This is a genomic window from Pedobacter soli (assembly GCF_900101435.1).
Lineage (GTDB): Bacteria > Bacteroidota > Bacteroidia > Sphingobacteriales > Sphingobacteriaceae > Pedobacter > Pedobacter soli.
Genome location: NZ_FMZH01000003.1, coordinates 371,408 through 389,808, shown reverse-complemented (window position 1 = coordinate 389,808; position 18,401 = coordinate 371,408). Strand labels below are relative to the sequence as shown.

The following is an 18,401-nucleotide window of genomic DNA, read 5'->3' as shown; positions in this document are numbered from 1 at the left end:
AAAAACAAGATTGTTTCACGTGGAACAATTAATAAAATACAAAATAAAATGTTTTCAAAATACGATTTGATTGTTGTTGGTGCCGGTCATGCAGGATGTGAAGCTGCTGCTGCTGCTGCCAATTTAGGATCATCTGTTCTATTAATCACAATGAATATGGGTACCATTGCCCAAATGAGTTGTAACCCTGCAATGGGCGGTGTTGCCAAAGGGCAAATCGTTCGTGAGGTAGATGCTATGGGCGGTTATTCAGGTATAATATCTGACAAATCAACCATTCAATTCCGTATGCTCAATAAATCTAAAGGCCCTGCCATGTGGAGTCCGAGAGCCCAAATAGATAGAATGAGATTTGCAGAAGAGTGGCGATTAGCTTTAGAAGGCACGAAAAACCTCGATATCTGGCAAGATAGCGTTGTAGGCTTATTGGTAAAAGACAATACAGTATATGGCGTTAAAACATCTTTAGGTATAGAAATAGAAAGCACTGCTGTGGTATTAACCAATGGTACATTCTTAAATGGAACCATCCATATTGGTGAGAAAAAATTTGGTGGAGGTAGAACAGCAGAGAAATCATCAACCGGTATTACTGAACAATTGGTAGAATTAGGTATGGAAGCCGGACGTATGAAAACCGGTACCCCACCCCGCGTTGATGGACGTAGCTTAGATTATTCTAAAATGGAAGAGCAATGGGGAGATGAAAACCCTGGTAAATTTTCTTACACAGATACAGTTGTTTCTACCGATCAACGCTGTTGCTGGATTACCTATACAAATGGAGACGTACACGAAACTTTAAAAGAAGGCTTCGAAAAATCGCCCATGTTTACTGGTCGTATCAAAGGTTTAGGTCCGAGATATTGCCCTTCAATTGAAGATAAAATTAACCGTTTTGCAGAGCGCGACAGACATCAGATTTTTGTTGAACCTGAGGGATGGAACACTTGCGAAATTTATGTAAATGGTTTTTCAACCTCACTTCCCGAGGATGTACAATTTAAAGCATTGAGATTAATTCCAGGTTTTGAGCAAGCCAAAATGTTCAGACCAGGTTACGCCATAGAGTACGATTTCTTCCCACCTACTCAGTTATCTTTAACCTTAGAAACTAAATTAATCAGTAATTTATTTTTAGCCGGACAGATAAACGGAACAACCGGATACGAAGAAGCGGCATGTCAAGGCTTCATGGCTGGTATTAATGCACACCAAAAAATCACCGACAAACACGAGCTGATTATGAAAAGATCGGAAAGTTACATTGGTGTTTTAATAGATGATTTAGTTACAAAAGGAACAGAAGAGCCATATCGCATGTTCACTTCAAGAGCCGAACATCGTTTATTATTGAGACAAGATAATGCAGATATTCGCTTGTCTCCTATCGGTCATGAGCTTGGTTTAATTTCGGATGAACGCTTAGCTAAGGTAAATCAAAAAGTAGCCGATGCCGAAGCTTTAGTAAAATTTACAAGAAGCCAGGGTATTGAAATGGCAGATGCAAACCCGATGCTCGAAAGTTTAGGCTCAAGTGCTTTAAACCAGAATGTAAAAATTCACAGTTTAGTAGGCAGACCGCATGTTGGTTTACAAGATATTATTCAGGTAAGCAAACCTTTGGCCGAAGCTACCAAAGCACTGGATAATGAAACTATTGAGCAAGCCGAAATTAAAATTAAGTATGAAAGCTATTTTGAAAAAGAAAATGAGATTGTAGCCAAAATGCTAAAAATGGAAGACAAAGAAATTAAACCAGATTTCGACTACAATAAAATTGTTTCCATTTCAAAAGAAGCACGCGAAAAATTATTTAAAATAAAACCACGAACTTTAGGTCAGGCATCGAGAATTTCTGGGGTTTCACCATCAGATATTTCTGTTTTAATGGTTTATATAAATAAGTAACTGATAACCAGCAACTTAACTAAAATAAAAGCAACATCAAATAAAGCGATATAAGCGATTAAAAACATTTTTTAATATCAGAGTTCCAAAAAGTACAAAAATCCGTCAGAACGATTAAAATATGCCAAATTTAAAAAACCAGCATTTTAAGCTTAAAAATTTAGTGGTACTTTTCGCCTTGCTCCTACTTTTTGGTTGTGCAAGTATGCAAACACCTCAAGGTGGACCGAAAGATACTACACCACCGAAAGTTTTAAGTATGACTCCAAAAAATCAGACGAGAAATTTCAATGCTAAAAAAATCGTAATCGAGTTCGACGAATATTTTAATCTGAAAGATGAGTTTAAAGAATTTTCAATTTCTCCCGATCAGGAAAAAGCTCCGGAACTAAAAAAGCGCGGAAAAAAGTTAGAAATTAATCTCCAGGATTCTTTAGAAAAAAATACAACTTACACTTTAAATTTTGGAAAATCGGTAGCCGATGTAAACGAAGGTAATGTGGTTAAAAATTTATCTTACGTATTCTCTACCGGTCCTGAAATCGATTCACTTTCGGTAAGTGGTAAAGTAATTAATTCTCTCAGCGATGAAGCTGAAAAAGATGTAACTGTTTTCATCTTACCTATTGAACGTGATACCATTTTTGGAAAGAAGCGCCCTTCTATTTATACCACTACCGATAGTGCCGGAACGTATAAATTAAATAACCTGAGAAAAGGCACTTATAAAATCTATGCCCTTAAGGAAAGTAGTGGTGGTGGCGATAAAATATACCAGCAAATTTCGGATGAAATTGGTTTTGTAAAAGAACCCATTGTAATTGATAAAAATCTGGAAAATATAGATTTACAGACTTTCAAAGAATTAGCACCAGAATTTCGTGTTTTAGAGCGAAAACTCAATAATGATGGTAGTATACTCATTACCTTCAATCAGCAGCTTAAAAGCCCTAAAATTACCATTACAGAGCCAGCTGCACTGGATGCAGGTAAACAGGTTTTCTTTAATAAAACCAACGATACCACTAAAATATGGCTCAATGACATGAGTTTCGACTCGGTAAAAGTAGCTGTTAACGATCAAGGGAAGCTATTACAGATGCTAAATTTTACACGGGGTAAGAAAGATACCTATACGCGCGATGTGACCATTAACGATAACCTGCAGGGCGGTAAGTTAAATCCCTATCAACAACTTACCCTCACCTTTCCGTTTCCGGTAACTGCAGCCGATGCCTCTAAAATAATCTTGCTCGAAGATTCAGTAAAACGTACAGCTTTTGAGCTTGTAAAAGATAGCGTAGACTTTCTTAAATACTACATTAAATACCCATGGAAAAACAAAAAGACTTACGATTTAAAGTTAGGTGCAGGCGCTTTTACAGCCATTTTTAATGCTAAAAATAAAGAAATAAATAAGCGTTTTACACTCGAAAGTGCTGATGCTTATACCACTTTATTATTAAATGTAACCGTTCCCGATACCAGTAAACGTTACGTAGTACAGTTTCTAAACGAGAAAAAAGATATTATCAAATCCTTTCCGGTAGCAAAAAACTCAAAAATTACCTTCTCGAAGTACCCGGCAGGAAAGTATATGATTAGGGTGATTTATGATGATAATAAGAATGGCATCTGGGATACCGGAAATGTAAAAGAAGGTTTCCAGCCCGAAAAAGTATGGTATTTAAAGGCTTTAATGGATTTAAAACCCAACTGGGAACGCGAAGATCCTTTGGTGATACCAGCACCACCCAAAGGACCTTAAAAGTATTGTTCATTACAGAAGAACCCGTCATTTCGACCGTAGCGGAGAAATCTATTAACCAACTAATAGATTTCTCGACTCCGTTACACTCCGCTCGAAATGACGTATATCAGGAGGTAAACCACCCCGAATACATAATATAATTATCAGGTAACTTATTTAATAAAGCCCTTTGCTCTTCAGTAATGGGCTTTATTTTTTTCGCAGGTGTACCAGCATATAAATGTCCGCTTTCACATATTGTATTCTCCAACACCACAGCACCGGCAGCAATGATGCAATACTCTTCAACTACAGCATGATCCATCACAATTGCACCCATGCCAATTAAAACATGATCTTGTACCGTACAACCATGTACAATGGCATTATGCCCTACTGATACGCGGTTTCCGATATGTGTAGAAGCTTTTAAATAAGTAGCATGAATAACAGCTCCATCCTGGATATTACTTTCATTACCTATCGTAATTGCGTTTACATCACCTCTGATCACAGCATTAAACCATACCGAGCATTTATCGCCCATCACAACATCACCAACAACTGTGGCATTTTCAGCAATAAAATTGTCAGTTCCAATTTGCGGGTATTTATCTTTTACGGGTAGTATTAAAGGCATAATTTTATTGTATGTTACCCTGAAATTATTTCAGAGTCTTTTAAATATTGTGTTTATGAGATGCTGAACAAATCCGATAACTATCGGATCAACATAGCGAATAAATTAAAAAATAGTATCTGTTAGTTCCTTAGCATGACTAGGATAATCGGTCGTAAAATGCAATCCCCTGCTCTCTTTACGTTGCATGGCCGATTTTATAACCAGGTAAGCCGTTTGTATTACATTACGCAGCTCACAAAGCTTAACCGATACTTTATTCTTTTTATAAAATTCTTCCGTTTCCTGATAAATTAAAAATAAACGGCGATGTGCCCTTTCTAAACGAAAATCGGAACGCACAATACCCACATAATCGCCCATTACTTTTTGTAATTCCCTTAAATTGTGGGTAACTAAAACATCTTCGTTGCTCTGCGTTACACCTTTCGAATCCCAATCCGGTATGTGATCCGGTATAACATTATTTTTAAAGTTCTCTATTGCATCCTGATAAATGCGGTGTGCAAAAACTGTAGCTTCAAGTAACGAATTGGAAGCCAGACGGTTAGCACCATGCAAACCTGTTGAAGAACATTCTCCACAGGCATATAAATTTTTAATAGAAGAACGGCCATACTCATCAACCAAAATACCACCACACATGTAGTGCGAAGCTGGTGTTACCGGGATATAATCTTTAGTCATATCTATACCTATAGATAAGCACTTGGCATAAATATTAGGGAAATGCTTCAAAATATCGGCCTTTTTGCGCATGGTGATATCCAGGTACACAAAATCGTCACCCGATTTCTTCATTTCATTATCCACAGCCCTGGCCACTATATCACGCGGTGCAAGTGATTTACGCTCGTCGTACTCATGCATAAACTCTTCGCCATTCTTTCGCCTTAAAACGCCACCAAAACCCCGTACAGCTTCTGAAATTAAGAAAGAAGGATATTCACCAGGATGATATAAAGCGGTTGGATGGAACTGAATAAATTCCATATTTCTCACTTTTCCCTTTGCACGATACACCATCGCCATTCCATCACCTGTGGCAATAACCGGATTTGTTGTTGCAGAATAAACATGTCCGGCACCACCCGAAGCCATTACAGTCACATTTGCCACAATCTTTTCCACATCGTTAAGCTCTGTGTTAAAGGCATATATCCCGTAACAGTTAATATCTTCTGTACGTTTATCCACAAACTCACCCAGGTGATGTTGGGTTATTAGCTCCAGTGCGAAGTAATGTGTTAATATCTCTATGTTCGGATTGGCATGAATCTCCTTCAATAAAACACGTTCAATCTCATAACCGGTAATGTCTTTATAGTGCAAAACACGGTGCTCAGAATGGCCCCCCTCCTTCGCCAGATCGTAAAAACCAGCATTATCTTTATCGAAGTTTATACCATAATCTATAATCTCCTGAATCCGCTGAGGCCCCTCTTTTACAACGATTTCCACAATTTTTGGATCGCATAATCCATCTCCGGCAATCAGTGTATCATCAATATGTTTTTCAAAAGAATCATCTTTATCCACAACCACGGCTACGCCTCCCTGAGCGTATTTTGTGTTCGATTCGTCTTCATTTGATTTGGTGACGATTAAAACCTTACCATATTTTGCTGCTTTAAGTGCAAAACTCAAACCTGCTATACCAGAGCCAATTACCAGAAAATCTACTTTTCTCATTAATAAAAACATTTACTTTATCCACGATGTTAATAACTATTGAATAACTGTTAACTCTGTGTCTAAATTATCCTAACAAATAAATTTGAATGTTTAAAGCTACTCTAAAAACACAATTTGCCACAATCTTTTGCGCAATTTTTAAGCAGCTTTCTACAAGTAATTAACTTTTTCCCCACTTATAAACAATTAACATTCCGATATTGATAAAAATTGAAGCGATTTTCGATAAGCCTGAAAATCAAACTTATGATATTAGAAAAATGTAATCTAAATGTTAGTAAACGATTAATAACTTATCTTAAAGAAAGAATTTTCTGAACTTGCCAACATTATCAACACACTAATAAACAAACAAGAATTATTTATTTAAAAATACTTATTAATTATTGAGACGTGGAAAGCTTTATCTTTGACCAACGTCAAAATTCAAAAAAGGAAAATTTAATAATGAACATAGATGTCTTAGAAGAAATCAATAAAAAAGGTTTCGCAGAAGAAGAAATTGATCCTACACTCGATCTTTTCGCCGAGATTGAGCGTTTAAAAAGAGAAAAGAATGCAATTATTCTGGCACACTACTATCAAGAACCTGATATTCAGGATATTGCTGATTATATTGGCGATAGTTTAGGTTTGTCTCAAGAGGCTGCTAAAACAGATGCTGATGTAATTGTATTTGCCGGTGTGCATTTTATGGCCGAAACGGCAAAGATTTTATCGCCTGATAAAAAGGTTTTATTACCCGATGTAAAGGCAGGTTGCTCTTTAGCAGATAGTTGTCCACCTCATCTCTTTAAGAAATTTAAGGAAAAATATCCCGATCACCTGGTAATCACCTATGTAAACTGTACGGCCGAATTAAAAGCTTTAAGTGATATTGTATGTACCAGTACCAATGCGGTGCAGATTGTGCAAAGTTTACCTAAAGATCAGAAAATTATTTTCGGGCCTGATCGGAATCTGGGCGCTTATGTAGCTAAAAAAACCGGAAGGGATTTAGTTCTGTGGAATGGTGCCTGTATGGTACACGAAATTTTTTCGCAGGAAAAAATTACCAAACTGAAAGAACGCCATCCGAATGCTAAATTTATAGCGCATCCGGAATGTGAAGAAGTGATTTTAAAAATGGCTGATTATGTAGGTTCAACTACCGGTTTGTTAAAATATACTATTAGCAACCCGGCAACTGAGTTTATTGTGGCTACCGAAAGTGGTATTATTCACCAGATGGAAAAGGCAAATCCGGATAAAACTTTTATTCCGGCGCCACCCAATAACAGTTGTGCCTGTAACGATTGTCCGTATATGAAAAGAAATACGCTGGAAAAACTATATTTATGTATTAAAAATGGTTATCCGGAAGTTACAGTACCTGAGCATATTATTGAGCAGGCCCGTAAACCAATTCAAAGAATGCTGGATATTTCGGCAGAGCTGGGGTTATAATAGATAAAAAACCTATCAGGTTTTTAAAACCTGATAGGTTTATTTAAGCAATATGGAAAAGAACAACATCCTTAAAAATTATTCGGGTTTATTGTGGCTTTTGGCTGGTATTACAGTGGGGAGCATTGTCGGTTTAATTTTTGGGAAAAGTGTTGAAAGTATAAAACCCCTTGGCGATATATTTTTAAACCTGTTGTTTACTGCAGTAATTCCGTTGGTATTTTTTGCGGTTTCATCGGCCATTGCCAATATAGACCGATCAAAAAAATTAGGAAAGCTATTAACCATTATGGTTTTGGTTTTTCTGGGCACCATTTTAATTTCTGCCATTTTAACATTAGTGGCCAGCTGGGTTTTTCCTATTCATCAGCAACTTGCTGCCGGTAATTTACCAGAAGAAACCACTAAAATACAGTCGGTTGGCGAACAAATGACCCAGCTTTTTACGGTTGGCGAATTTTATGAAATTGGCAGTCGGAAAAATATGCTTGCGCTGATTATTTTTTCGGTTCTGGTTGGCTTTTCAACCTTATATGCCGAAGAATCTGGCGAGGGATTTAAAAAATTCCTGGTATCGGGCAATGAGGTGATGAAAAAATTAATCATCCTGATCATGAAACTGGGGCCTATTGGTTTGGGAGCCTATTTTGCCTATCAGGTGGGTGTTTTTGGTCCGCAACTTTTTGGTACTTATGCCAAAGCCCTTGGTTTGTATTATGGAGTTGGCGCATTTTATTTTGTGGTGTTTTTTACCCTTTATGCTTTTATAGCTGGGGGATTTAAAGCCATTAAAATATTTTGGAAAAACAATATTGTACCCGCTTTAACTGCAATTGGAACCTGTAGCAGCATTGCAACTATTCCGGCAAATTTAGATGGAACTACGAAAATGGGCGTACCTGCTTACATTACCAATGTAACCATTCCGCTCGGTTCTACCCTGCACAAAGACGGATCGAGTATCAGTTCGATTGTTAAAATTGTTGTGGTTTTTGCCATTTTTGGAAAAGATTTGGCACATGTTGATACCATAATTCTGGCACTGGGCATTACGGTTTTGGTCAGTATTGTTGAGGGGGGAATACCAAATGGTGGTTATATTGGCGAGTTATTGATGATTTCGGCTTACCAACTACCACCTGAAGCTTTGCCACCCGCTATGATTATCGGTACTTTGGTTGATCCGATGGCAACTTTGCTCAATGCAACCGGCGATAATGTCGCCGCCATGTTAATTGCCAGGTTTACAGAAGGAAAGAATTGGATTGAAAAAGGTGATTCGTCAAGCTGATTCCGATAGCTATCGGATTTGTTTCAGAGCCTAATTGAGAGATGCTGAAACAAGTTCAGCATGACGGTAGATAGAGTTTTTATAAAAAGAAAGAACAAGTATATGTTTGAAAATAAAGAACGTACAGATATTAATCAATTGGGAGAGTTTGGTTTAATCAAACACTTAACCACAAATTTTAAAATCAGAAATGATTATTCGGTAAAGGGTATTGGAGATGACGCAGCCGTTTTGGATTCGAAAGGAAAACAAACACTGGTATCTACAGATCTTTTGCTGGAAGGCATACATTTCGATCTGGCTTATGTGCCTTTAATCCACTTGGGTTACAAAGCAGTACAGGTAAACCTGAGCGATATTTATGCGATGAATGGAAAGGCCAGCCAGATTACAGTTTCTATCGGTGTTTCGAGTAAGTTTCCATTAGAAGCTGTAGAAGAAATTTATAAAGGTATTGAACTGGCCTGCAATAAATACAATATCGATTTAATTGGCGGCGATACTTCATCGAGTAAACAAGGTCTGGTAATTAGCATTACCAGTATTGGCTATGCCGATGCCGATAAAGTGGTATACCGGAATGGTGCACAAGAAAATGATTTGCTTTGTGTTTCTGGCGATTTGGGTGGTGCCTATATGGGGCTGCAGATACTGGAGCGCGAAAAGTTAATTTATTTGGAAAACCCTCAAATCCAACCCGATCTGGAAGGTAAAGATTATATTATTGAGCGCCAGTTAAAACCTGAGGCACGCATGGATATTGTGGCACTTTTGGAAGAAATGGACATTAAACCTACTTCGATGATTGATATTTCGGACGGTTTGGCTTCAGAAATTTTGCACCTGGCCACTGAAAGCGATAAAGGCATTACCATTTACGAAGAAAAAATTCCTTTAGATCCGATGACATACGAAACCGCACGTGAATTGGGAATCGACCCAACTGTTTGTGCTTTAAGTGGTGGCGAAGATTATGAGTTATTATTTACCATTAGTCAGGATGATTACAAAAAACTGAAACATGATGTAGATATCACCGTAATTGGCCATGTTACTGATAAAAATTCGGGTTGCAAAATGGTTTCCAAATCTAACAATGTACATGAGTTAAAAGCCCAGGGTTGGAACGCTTTTAAATAAAATTGACATACACCTAAGAATTTCGTCATTGCGAGAAGGCTTTTTCAGCCGACGAAGCAATCTTTGTAGCAAGAATTACCTGCATGAAAGATTGCTTCGTCGTTCCTTCTCGCAATGACGTTTTTTTGTTTTGGAAAATCTTGTAATCTGTTCTGATAGCCAAATAATTACACTATATACCGAAGAACAAAAAAATATAAAAAAAAATCGTCTATAGGGCTTTAAATAAAAATCACTAACTTAGTAGGTTTTTCGCTTTCGTTTTTATGAAAAATAGCCAAAAAAAATCGAGGGGCTTCGCCCCTTTTGTTGCAAAACGCCTTAATTTATTCGGTAATATCTAAATATTTCGAGTCGATTTGTTTCGTGGCTTTTGCACCCAGTTTTTTAATTTTTTCTGAAGCATTAACCAAATTGCCGGATCCTTCAGATAGTTTGTTCAGCGCTTTATCATAAGCATCCTGACTCTGCTTAACATAGCGGCCGATATTTTCCATATCACCTATAAATCCGACAAACTTATCGTACATATTACCGCTCAAACGGGCAATTTCCATGACATTGCGGTTTTGACGTTCCTGTTTCCACATGCTGGCTATGGTGCGTAAAGTAGCCAATAAAGTAGATGGGCTTACAATTACCACCCGTCTGTCCCAGGCAAAATTGAATAGTTCGGCATCTTTCTGTACCGCAATACTAAATGATGATTCAATGGGCACGAAAAGCAACACAAAATCAGGCGAGTTGATTTTATACAAATCCTGATAATTTTTTGATGACAGCTCCTGTATGTGATTTTTAATTGAGGCTAAATGTTGTTTTACATAGCCGTCACGCTCCTCATCTGTTTCGGCAGACACAGAACGCTCGTATGCCACCAAACTCACCTTAGCGTCTACAATTAAATGTTTATCATCGGGCAAATCGATCACCACATCAGGTTGAAAACGACTGCCATCCGCAGACGTGTGCGTAGCTTGTATACGGTATTCCTGGTCGCGTACCAAACCAGAGCGTTCTAAAACCTTTTCTAAAATTACTTCACCCCAGTTTCCCTGCTTTTTGCTATCGCCTTTCAGGGCTTTGGTTAAATTATTCGCATCTTCCTGTATTTGTTTGCTTTGATCCATCAATAACGAAATTACGCCTTTCAGTGTATTCCTTTCGTCTGATTCAGCTTTGTAAACCTTTTCAACTTTATCCTCGAAAGCCTTGATATTCTCTTTCAGCGGATTTAAGATGATATCCAGATTGGTACGGTTCTGCTCAATAAATTTGGTCGATTTTTCTTCCAGTATTTTATTGGCGATCAATTCGAAATCCTTATTGAGTTTTTGTTGCGATTGCTCAAAACTGATTTTTTGCTCAGTGAGTTTTTCTTTTTCAGCCAGGTAAAAAGAGCGGGTACTTTCCAGCTCCCGGTTGGCATCGGCCAGGCGATCACGCTCCGATTGCAATTCATCAATCAGGCGTTGCTGCTCCTGTTTAAGCAAAATGGTAACGTGTTCTTTCTCTGTCGATAGATTAGCTACCCGTTCATCAGCTTTGGCCAGGTTAATTTTTAACGATTCGTTTTCAGTCCTCATCCTTTCGAAATCTTCAATTGAAAATTGTGCGACTGGAGTTTGAGGCTTTCTAACCAACAAAATGACCAAAACAATTAAAACAACAATTAATAATGCAACGGCAACAGTTTCCATAATGATAAAAATTTTAGTAAAATTCAAAAAAATAAGTGTATTTACCAAAATAATTCGCTTACTGTTTTGCCGCTGAACAAATGGCTAAATAGTGTATATTAAATCATATAGTGTATTTAAAAGAAAGCTATTGCATTAAAAAGCCGGAAAATAGGCGAAAAATTTTTATCATTGGTTTTCCGTATCCATATGAACGAATTAACAGTACTCATATCCTGCCCCGATCAGGTTGGTTTAGTAACCCACATTACGCGTGTGTTGGCGGCACACCAGCTTAACATAATTGCCATGCGCGAATTTGTTGACGAAGCCAACAAGGCTTTTTTTACCCGCATAGCCTGTACCGGAATACTCGAAAATGCTAAAGCACTAAAAGAAAAACTGCTCGAAAATCTTCCTGAAAATGCTGAAGTTAATTTAATTACACAGCAGGAAAAACAGGTTGCTGTTTTGGTAACCAAAGAATACCATTGCCTGGCCGAAATATTGATAAAAAACCACTTTAAAACTTTGGGGGCTAATGTAAAGTGCGTAATTGGTAACTATGAATCTTTGCGTGATTTTACCGAAAAACTGGGCATTCCGTTTTTTTATGTCGATCATAACAATAAGGAAAAAGATGTTTTTGAGGCAGAGATAAAAGAAATTGTAAATCAATTTGATGTAGATTATCTGGTGCTTGCCAAATTCATGCGCATTTTATCGGCCGATTTTGTGAAGGATTATGCCGGTAAAATCATCAATATCCACCATTCATTTTTGCCCGCCTTTATTGGCGCTAATCCTTACCGTCAGGCTTTTGAGCGGGGTGTAAAAATTATTGGTGCAACAGCTCATTTTGTAACCGATAACCTGGACGAAGGACCAATTATTACCCAGCATACCAATCATGTTGACCATAATTTTGGCGTTAAGGAAATGGTACGTGCCGGAAAAGAAATAGAGAAAAAGGTATTGTTAGAAGCACTTGAGCTTATTTTTGAGGATCGCGTTTTTGTAAGCGGAAATAAAACAATTGTATTTAAGTAAGCAGAAGTAATTTCCTGTCGTTTTTTGATGTAAATAAATCCTTATATTTAGGTACACACAAAATGATTTTAAATGAAACGCGTATTCATCTTACTATTCCTATGCGCCTTCGGCGCCAGGGCCCAGGACGGGCTAAAATTCGACAAGTTATTAATTGATTGTGAAGACAAATGGATTGCGCTATCGCTCGATGATGGTGCCAGTTATGCTTTCGGTTATGTTTATCTGGATAATTCTGCAGGACTTACCTTCAATCTCAAAGGATCTTTTACAATCGAAAATGGTATTTACCTGCCTAAGCATACCCCAGAAGTTAAAAACAGAATTGAACCAAGCGAGCGTAAAGTTGCAGTAATCCCATCCAAAAGACTTGCAGATCTTCAGGTTGAAAAAAAGCCTGTCCAATTTGATTATATCGGGAAAAACAATAAACAAGACCGGTACCTTAAACTGGCTATGATATGCAAAAAATGGAGGAGGTTTAAGCAGGCCGAACGGTACAAGGCATTAGCTGTAAGTACATATACTTATTTCAGTTTTGATGGTACAAATTTTATTAGTGAAACAATCCCAAAACCTCAAGAAGAATCAAGAATAAAGGTTTTGAACGGAAATTATACAGATAGCTACCAGCAGGAAATTTTTAGGCTGGCAAAAGCCGATAAAATGAGAGCTGCCCAGCTTACTTATATCGAAGCGATACGAATTTGCGGGGATGAGTCTGCAAAAGCTGATATGGCCTATAACATTGCTTATCAGTATTATATTAAAGCAGATATAAGAAATTTTGACATCTGGTGTAATGAAGTGAAAAGATGGATTGTTAAGGATAATGGTTATGCGGATAAATTAGATAAGATGAGGACCATGTTAAGCAAATAGTTTTATTTCTGCCTTTAAATAAATTACATACTTTGCAGGAGCAGGTCAGCAACATCTGCTCCTGTTTGCGAGCCAATAGCTATACCCATGCCGTTACAGCGTGTAGCACAAAATACACGGGGCTTAACTTCTTCAATAAGCGGTTCGAGCATTTGGCCAAATGCCATGATACCACTCCATTGAAGGTCTATTTCGTAAGGGATTTGGGGTAAAATCAACGTATCTAATAAATCCTGTAATGCATCCTGAACAATAGCTGTCTGCCCAAAAGCAGTTGTTTCTTCTGCTTTGAAATCTATGTTCCTGCCTCCGCCCAGTAAAACCCGGTTGTTGATGTTCCGGAAATAATAATAGCCCTTATCGTAATGAAAAGTACCCTTAATTTTCAAGTCTTTAATGGGTTTGGTAATTAAAACCTGCCCTCTCCCGGGAAGGATATCTACTCCAGGAATTAAATTTTTAATAAATGCATTGGTAGCTACAATCGTTTTTTTGCAGGCAAAGATGCCGTTTTTGGTCATTAAGCGTAAACCTCGCTCCTCTTCCGTAATATTATCAACCCTGCAATTGTTAAATATGCTTACACCCAATGTTTGTGCGTAGCCAATTAGGGCAAACATCATTTTACCCGTATCAATTTGCGCTTCGTATTTATTTTCGATCAATGCTTCAATTGGGCCAAAACCAAAAGCACTTGCTTTTTTTGAGCTGATGCTAAAAGCATTGATACCAACGATATTGCGCGTTAGCTGGTTGTAATGTTCAATTTTGGCTACACATTTTGTAGCCAATGCATAGTCGCCTTTTTTAAATAATTCATATCCGCCCAAACATTGGTAATCAATAGTGTTATCGCCAAGTAAATTTCGGAGTTTAAGCAAGCCCTTCCATCGTTTTTCTATAAGTGCCGCCAAACCATTTACTCCAGCCTTTTCTTCTTGTTCAATGAGTTCAGAAATGCTCCCAAAGCATGCAAAACCGGCATTTTTAGTGCTCGCACCTGCCGGTAGAAAACCGCTTTCGAGCAAGGCAATTTTTAAAGATGGAGCCGATTTCTTAAGGTGGATAGCTGCATTTAAACCCACAATGCCACTCCCAATAATAATTACATCGTAATTAAAAAACGATTCTCTTTCCCAATATGAAAGTGTATTTGGCATACTATAAATGTACTGTTTTTTAACAGCGAAATAATATGGGAACGCTTTTTGATATACGGGAAATGAAAAACATACATGAGAAAATGGGAGTTTATTTAATATTAATCATCCCGGTATTATTGTTGAGCATGTTTGTACAATGGCGTTTTAGAAATAAGTTTTCCAAATATGCCGAAATGCAATTGAGCTCAGGTTTATCGGGCAAAGAGGTGGCAGAGCGAATGCTGCATGATAACGGGATATACGATGTGAAGGTGATGAGTACCGAAGGACAATTAACGGATCATTATAACCCTACAGATAAGACTGTAAATTTAAGTACAGATGTTTACTATAGCCGTAGTGTTGCGGCGGCGGCAGTGGCTGCACACGAATGTGGACACGCTTTACAACAAGCTAAATCTTATAACTGGTTGCACTTAAGGAGCAGCATGGTACCAGTAGTGAGCATTTCATCTAACCTTTTACAATGGGTTTTGTTAGTTGGCGTACTTTTAATCAGTTTTACCGGTAACCCAATTGTATTAGCAATTGGTGTGGTTGGTTTGGCTTTAATAACCATATTTAGCATTATCACGCTTCCGGTTGAGTTTGACGCCAGTAATAGGGCGCTAGCCTGGTTAAAAAATAACTACGGCGTAATGCAAACGCAGGAAGAAAATACACAGGCAAAAGATGCTTTGTGGTGGGCTGCAATGACCTACGTTGTAGCAGCAGTTGGTGCTTTAGCTAATTTATTGTACTATGCTTCAATGCTTTTTGGAAGAAGCAGAGATTAAGCAATAACCTATTAAAAACAGAGGCTTGCCGGGATATTTTCCTGCCATTTTTGTTTATGATTTTTAAAATAATTAATTCTTTTTTAGGAAAGCAGGTTTTATTTGTTATCGGTTAAAGCAATCCTGCTCTACACTTTACTCATTGCACTCGTGCCCGTTTCGATCAGGTTTAGGCGGCAGGGCTGGTTGTACTATTTTTGGTTGCTAGACGCATAAAATCTGCGACACATGATTAAAAACGGTAATAAGTGGAGTGGCATTGCTTTTTAAACCTGATCCGATAGCTATCGGATGAAAAGAGGGATTACAGCGGAAAGCAGCGCTATGCTTAAAATGAAACGCTAGAATTGCTTTTCAACTAAGCTTTGGCAATTGACAATAAGAAAAAAATTAATTCAGTTTATAAGGTGCTATTAACTGAAATTCGGGAATATCTACATCAAATTCCGAACCGTCAATATCGCGTCTCATCAGGTAGGTGCCTTTCATGCTGCCCATATCGGTCTTTAAATTGCATCCAGATACATAAACATGAGTTTCACCTGGCTGGATAATGGGTTGTAAACCCACAACTCCCTCTCCTTCCACCTCGCGGCGGCTACTGTTCGAATCGAAAATAAACCACTGGCGACGCATCAGCTGTATAGCATAATCAGAAAGATTAGATATTTCTACGCGGTAAGCAAACATATAATGCTCGTTGGCCGGATTAGAATATTCGGGCTGGTAAACCGTTTCTACCGAAACTTTAACTCCATCTGTAATAGCTGTAACCATGGTGATTGTGAATGTACAAAAAACTGTTCAAAAATCAAGCCAGTACTTTCGTGGCATCGTAATGTGCAAATTTTTCTGCCACTTCTGCTAAAATACTGTAAATGTTATTGATATCCGGCTCAGCTACCAACCGCATACGGTAAGGTTTAAAGTCGGGCAGTCCTTTAAAATAATTGGCATAATGACGACGCATTTCAAAAATTCCGGTTTTAGGACCTTTCCATTCCAGCGATTTATCTAAATGTGTACGGCATACGTTAATTCTTTCTTCTATAGTTGGTCCCGGAAGGTGTTCTCCTGTTTTGAAGAAATGTTTTACTTCGCGGAAAATCCAGGGATAGCCGATAGCCGCACGGCCAATCATAATGCCATCTACTTCATATTCCATGCGCCAGTTGGCTGCTTTTTCCGGACTGTCCACATCACCATTGCCAAAAATTGGAATTTTGATTCTCGGGTTACGTTTAATTTCCCTGATTAGCGTCCAATCGGCTTCTCCTTTGTATAGTTGTGCCCGTGTACGGCCATGAATGGTTAAGGCCTGTATGCCCACATCCTGCAGACGCTCAGCTACTTCACGAACATTTTTGGTGTTATCATCCCAGCCGAGGCGGGTTTTAACAGTAACAGGCAGGTGCGAAGCCTTAACAACCGCATCTGTCATTTTTACCATTTTATCAATATCCTGAAGCAGGCTGGAACCCGCACCTTTGCATACCACATTTTTTACTGGGCAGCCATAGTTAATGTCAACCAGATCTGGCCCTGCGGCAGAGGCAATTTCAGAAGCTTCTCGCATGTGATCGATATCGCCACCAAAAATCTGGATGCCGATAGGTCGTTCATATTCAAAAATATCCAGTTTCTGTCTGCTTTTTGCTGCATCGCGGATCAATCCTTCCGAAGATATAAACTCGGTATACATCATATCAGCTCCGTTTTGTTTGCATACATAACGGAATGGCGGATCGCTTACATCTTCCATCGGGGCAAGCAATAACGGGAATTCTCCTAAATCAATATTTCCTATCTTTACAGACATTTTCTATCTTCAACGATTAATAAAACATACAAAGGTACAAATAATGAATTTTGTAACACCTAAACACGAGGAAATCAATCCTTTCTTGCAATTACTTTTACTTTTATTTTACGCAGTTGCCGGGGCCTTTGTTTTTGGCATCATTGCAGTTGTAATCTGCATTGCCATGTACGGGATGGGTTTAATCAGTAATTTCGACCTGCTTTTATCGGGCGATGCCAGGTATATTTCGGGTTTTAAGGTGATACAGATTTTAAGTTCGATAGGTACATTTGTTTTACCTCCGCTTGCCCTGGCTTTAACCGAAAGAACAAAAATTACCCGTTTTTATAGTTTTAAACAACCCAGGGTTTTGTTGCTGGTATTGGTTGTAGTTATTATGATTGTAAGCATGCCTTTTATGGAGTGGACCGTAATCTGGAACCAAAAAATGGCTTTGCCAGGCTTTTTAAAAGGAATTGAAGCCTGGATGAAAGAAAAAGAAGAACTGGCTGCTAAAATGACCATTCAGCTGATTACAGTTCGGAGTAATTTCGATTTTCTGGTAAACCTGGTGATGATTGCGGTTTTACCTGCCATTGGCGAAGAACTGATGTTCCGGGGTGGTGTGCAGAGATCATTGGAGCGCGCCTTTGGCAACCCCCATCTCGCAATCTGGCTTTCGGCCATTATTTTTAGCACCATACACGTTCAGTTTTATGGCTTTGTGCCGCGGATGCTGCTGGGAGCTGGCTTTGGCTACCTGTATTATTTTAGCGGTAGTATCTGGTACGCCATGTTTGCACACTTTTTAAATAATGCTTATGCTGTTTGTGCAGCTTTTTACATGCAAAAACACCACATGCCGCTCGATAAAGCCGATGAGCCAATCGGATTTGCGTGGTATGGCTATTTAATTAGTGCAATAATTACCATAGCTTTGTTTAAATTTTTTAAAGATAGCGCAACACGTGAGCGAAAATTGGGTTAAAGTATATACCACCGGCGATGCTTTTGCCGCCGAGGTATTAAAACAGGGCTTAACAGAAGCCGGTATTCCGGCTGTAACGATGAATAAACAGCTCTCCGCTTATTATATCGGCGAAATAAATGTGCTCGTTAATAAAGTAGATTTCGATAAGGCCATCGAATATATCGTCGAAAACGAAATAGAGTAATG

The 18,401-nt window shown here is 38.3% G+C and carries 16 protein-coding genes; 10 read left to right on the top strand and 6 right to left on the bottom strand.

The window, feature by feature from the left end; all coding sequences use genetic code 11:
• Positions 1 to 48 precede the first annotated feature (48 nt).
• Both mnmG and BLR37_RS09015 read left to right on the top strand, forming a co-directional pair.
• Positions 49 to 1,911, top strand: coding sequence for a tRNA uridine-5-carboxymethylaminomethyl(34) synthesis enzyme MnmG (gene mnmG, locus BLR37_RS09020; protein WP_090767404.1), 1,863 nt, complete (start codon positions 49 to 51; stop codon positions 1,909 to 1,911).
• A 121-nt stretch (positions 1,912 to 2,032) separates the two neighbouring features.
• The gene (locus BLR37_RS09015; RefSeq protein WP_090767401.1) at positions 2,033 to 3,679 is read left to right on the top strand and encodes an Ig-like domain-containing protein; all 1,647 of its coding nucleotides are present in this window, start codon (positions 2,033 to 2,035) and stop codon (positions 3,677 to 3,679) included.
• Positions 3,680 to 3,788: 109 nt separating this feature from the next.
• On the opposite strand, the gene BLR37_RS09010 is transcribed toward BLR37_RS09015, so the two are convergent.
• Together BLR37_RS09010 and nadB are read right to left on the bottom strand one after the other, a co-directional pair.
• Complete coding sequence (locus BLR37_RS09010; protein ID WP_090767398.1) at positions 3,789 to 4,301, bottom strand: gamma carbonic anhydrase family protein; 513 nt, start codon at positions 4,299 to 4,301, stop codon at positions 3,789 to 3,791.
• A 105-nt stretch (positions 4,302 to 4,406) separates the two neighbouring features.
• A complete protein-coding gene (gene nadB, locus BLR37_RS09005; protein ID WP_090767395.1) occupies positions 4,407 to 5,993 on the bottom strand; it encodes an L-aspartate oxidase in 1,587 nt (528 codons plus the stop codon).
• Between the two features lie 450 nt (positions 5,994 to 6,443).
• Here nadB and nadA point away from each other — a divergent pair, with 450 nt between their 5' ends.
• From nadA to thiL, 3 genes are all read left to right on the top strand, one after another.
• Entirely contained in the window at positions 6,444 to 7,442 is a 999-nt protein-coding gene (nadA, locus tag BLR37_RS09000; RefSeq protein ID WP_090767392.1) for a quinolinate synthase NadA, read from the top strand.
• A 52-nt stretch (positions 7,443 to 7,494) separates the two neighbouring features.
• Positions 7,495 to 8,733, top strand: coding sequence for a dicarboxylate/amino acid:cation symporter (locus tag BLR37_RS08995; RefSeq protein WP_090767389.1), 1,239 nt, complete (start codon positions 7,495 to 7,497; stop codon positions 8,731 to 8,733).
• 102 nt (positions 8,734 to 8,835) lie between these two features.
• Positions 8,836 to 9,873 carry a thiamine-phosphate kinase gene (gene thiL, locus BLR37_RS08990; protein WP_090767386.1) on the top strand — a complete coding sequence of 346 codons (1,038 nt, stop codon included), beginning with the start codon at positions 8,836 to 8,838 and terminating at the stop codon, positions 9,871 to 9,873.
• Between the two features lie 326 nt (positions 9,874 to 10,199).
• On the opposite strand, the gene BLR37_RS08985 is transcribed toward thiL, so the two are convergent.
• Positions 10,200 to 11,573 carry a DNA recombination protein RmuC gene (locus BLR37_RS08985; RefSeq protein ID WP_090767888.1) on the bottom strand — a complete coding sequence of 458 codons (1,374 nt, stop codon included), beginning with the start codon at positions 11,571 to 11,573 and terminating at the stop codon, positions 10,200 to 10,202.
• 189 nt (positions 11,574 to 11,762) lie between these two features.
• On the opposite strand from BLR37_RS08985, the gene purU reads away from it, so the two are divergent.
• Entirely contained in the window at positions 11,763 to 12,602 is an 840-nt protein-coding gene (gene purU, locus BLR37_RS08980) for a formyltetrahydrofolate deformylase (RefSeq protein WP_090767384.1), read from the top strand.
• Between the two features lie 72 nt (positions 12,603 to 12,674).
• Positions 12,675 to 13,484 carry a hypothetical protein gene (locus BLR37_RS08975; RefSeq protein WP_090767381.1) on the top strand — a complete coding sequence of 270 codons (810 nt, stop codon included), beginning with the start codon at positions 12,675 to 12,677 and terminating at the stop codon, positions 13,482 to 13,484.
• A 23-nt stretch (positions 13,485 to 13,507) separates the two neighbouring features.
• Here the strand turns inward: BLR37_RS08975 and BLR37_RS08970 are convergent, their stop codons facing one another.
• Positions 13,508 to 14,644 (bottom strand): NAD(P)/FAD-dependent oxidoreductase, encoded by a 1,137-nt coding sequence (locus tag BLR37_RS08970; RefSeq protein ID WP_090767380.1) that lies wholly within the window; start codon positions 14,642 to 14,644, stop codon positions 13,508 to 13,510.
• Between the two features lie 83 nt (positions 14,645 to 14,727).
• Here BLR37_RS08970 and BLR37_RS08965 point away from each other — a divergent pair, with 83 nt between their 5' ends.
• Entirely contained in the window at positions 14,728 to 15,423 is a 696-nt protein-coding gene (locus BLR37_RS08965; RefSeq protein ID WP_090767376.1) for a zinc metallopeptidase, read from the top strand.
• A gap of 390 nt (positions 15,424 to 15,813) precedes the next feature.
• Here BLR37_RS08965 and apaG read toward each other — a convergent pair whose 3' ends face one another.
• Together apaG and dusB are read right to left on the bottom strand one after the other, a co-directional pair.
• Positions 15,814 to 16,200 carry a Co2+/Mg2+ efflux protein ApaG gene (gene apaG / locus BLR37_RS08960; RefSeq protein WP_090767373.1) on the bottom strand — a complete coding sequence of 129 codons (387 nt, stop codon included), beginning with the start codon at positions 16,198 to 16,200 and terminating at the stop codon, positions 15,814 to 15,816.
• Between the two features lie 34 nt (positions 16,201 to 16,234).
• Positions 16,235 to 17,242, bottom strand: a complete 1,008-nt coding sequence (gene dusB, locus BLR37_RS08955; RefSeq protein ID WP_039474026.1) for a tRNA dihydrouridine synthase DusB — start codon at positions 17,240 to 17,242, stop codon at positions 16,235 to 16,237.
• A gap of 43 nt (positions 17,243 to 17,285) precedes the next feature.
• On the opposite strand from dusB, the gene BLR37_RS08950 reads away from it, so the two are divergent.
• Together BLR37_RS08950 and BLR37_RS08945 are read left to right on the top strand one after the other, a co-directional pair.
• Positions 17,286 to 18,212, top strand: coding sequence for a CPBP family intramembrane glutamic endopeptidase (locus BLR37_RS08950; protein ID WP_090767370.1), 927 nt, complete (start codon positions 17,286 to 17,288; stop codon positions 18,210 to 18,212).
• Positions 18,193 to 18,399 (top strand): putative signal transducing protein, encoded by a 207-nt coding sequence (locus BLR37_RS08945; RefSeq protein WP_039474032.1) that lies wholly within the window; start codon positions 18,193 to 18,195, stop codon positions 18,397 to 18,399. The genes BLR37_RS08950 and BLR37_RS08945 overlap by 20 nt, the downstream gene beginning before the upstream one ends.
• Positions 18,400 to 18,401: the final 2 nt, after the last annotated feature.

Excerpts from the sequence above, each read along its gene's own strand:
- mnmG (WP_090767404.1), top strand. The coding sequence starts at position 49 with ATGTTTTCAAAATACGATTTGATTGTTGTTGGTGCCGGTCATGCAGGA.
- BLR37_RS09015 (WP_090767401.1), top strand. The coding sequence starts at position 2,033 with ATGCCAAATTTAAAAAACCAGCATTTTAAGCTTAAAAATTTAGTGGTA.
- BLR37_RS09010 (WP_090767398.1), bottom strand. The coding sequence starts at position 4,301 with ATGCCTTTAATACTACCCGTAAAAGATAAATACCCGCAAATTGGAACT.
- nadB (WP_090767395.1), bottom strand. The coding sequence starts at position 5,993 with ATGAGAAAAGTAGATTTTCTGGTAATTGGCTCTGGTATAGCAGGTTTG.
- nadA (WP_090767392.1), top strand. The coding sequence starts at position 6,444 with ATGAACATAGATGTCTTAGAAGAAATCAATAAAAAAGGTTTCGCAGAA.
- BLR37_RS08995 (WP_090767389.1), top strand. The coding sequence starts at position 7,495 with ATGGAAAAGAACAACATCCTTAAAAATTATTCGGGTTTATTGTGGCTT.
- thiL (WP_090767386.1), top strand. The coding sequence starts at position 8,836 with ATGTTTGAAAATAAAGAACGTACAGATATTAATCAATTGGGAGAGTTT.
- BLR37_RS08985 (WP_090767888.1), bottom strand. The coding sequence starts at position 11,573 with ATGGAAACTGTTGCCGTTGCATTATTAATTGTTGTTTTAATTGTTTTG.
- purU (WP_090767384.1), top strand. The coding sequence starts at position 11,763 with ATGAACGAATTAACAGTACTCATATCCTGCCCCGATCAGGTTGGTTTA.
- BLR37_RS08975 (WP_090767381.1), top strand. The coding sequence starts at position 12,675 with ATGAAACGCGTATTCATCTTACTATTCCTATGCGCCTTCGGCGCCAGG.
- BLR37_RS08970 (WP_090767380.1), bottom strand. The coding sequence starts at position 14,644 with ATGCCAAATACACTTTCATATTGGGAAAGAGAATCGTTTTTTAATTAC.
- BLR37_RS08965 (WP_090767376.1), top strand. The coding sequence starts at position 14,728 with ATGGGAGTTTATTTAATATTAATCATCCCGGTATTATTGTTGAGCATG.
- apaG (WP_090767373.1), bottom strand. The coding sequence starts at position 16,200 with ATGGTTACAGCTATTACAGATGGAGTTAAAGTTTCGGTAGAAACGGTT.
- dusB (WP_039474026.1), bottom strand. The coding sequence starts at position 17,242 with ATGTCTGTAAAGATAGGAAATATTGATTTAGGAGAATTCCCGTTATTG.
- BLR37_RS08950 (WP_090767370.1), top strand. The coding sequence starts at position 17,286 with ATGAATTTTGTAACACCTAAACACGAGGAAATCAATCCTTTCTTGCAA.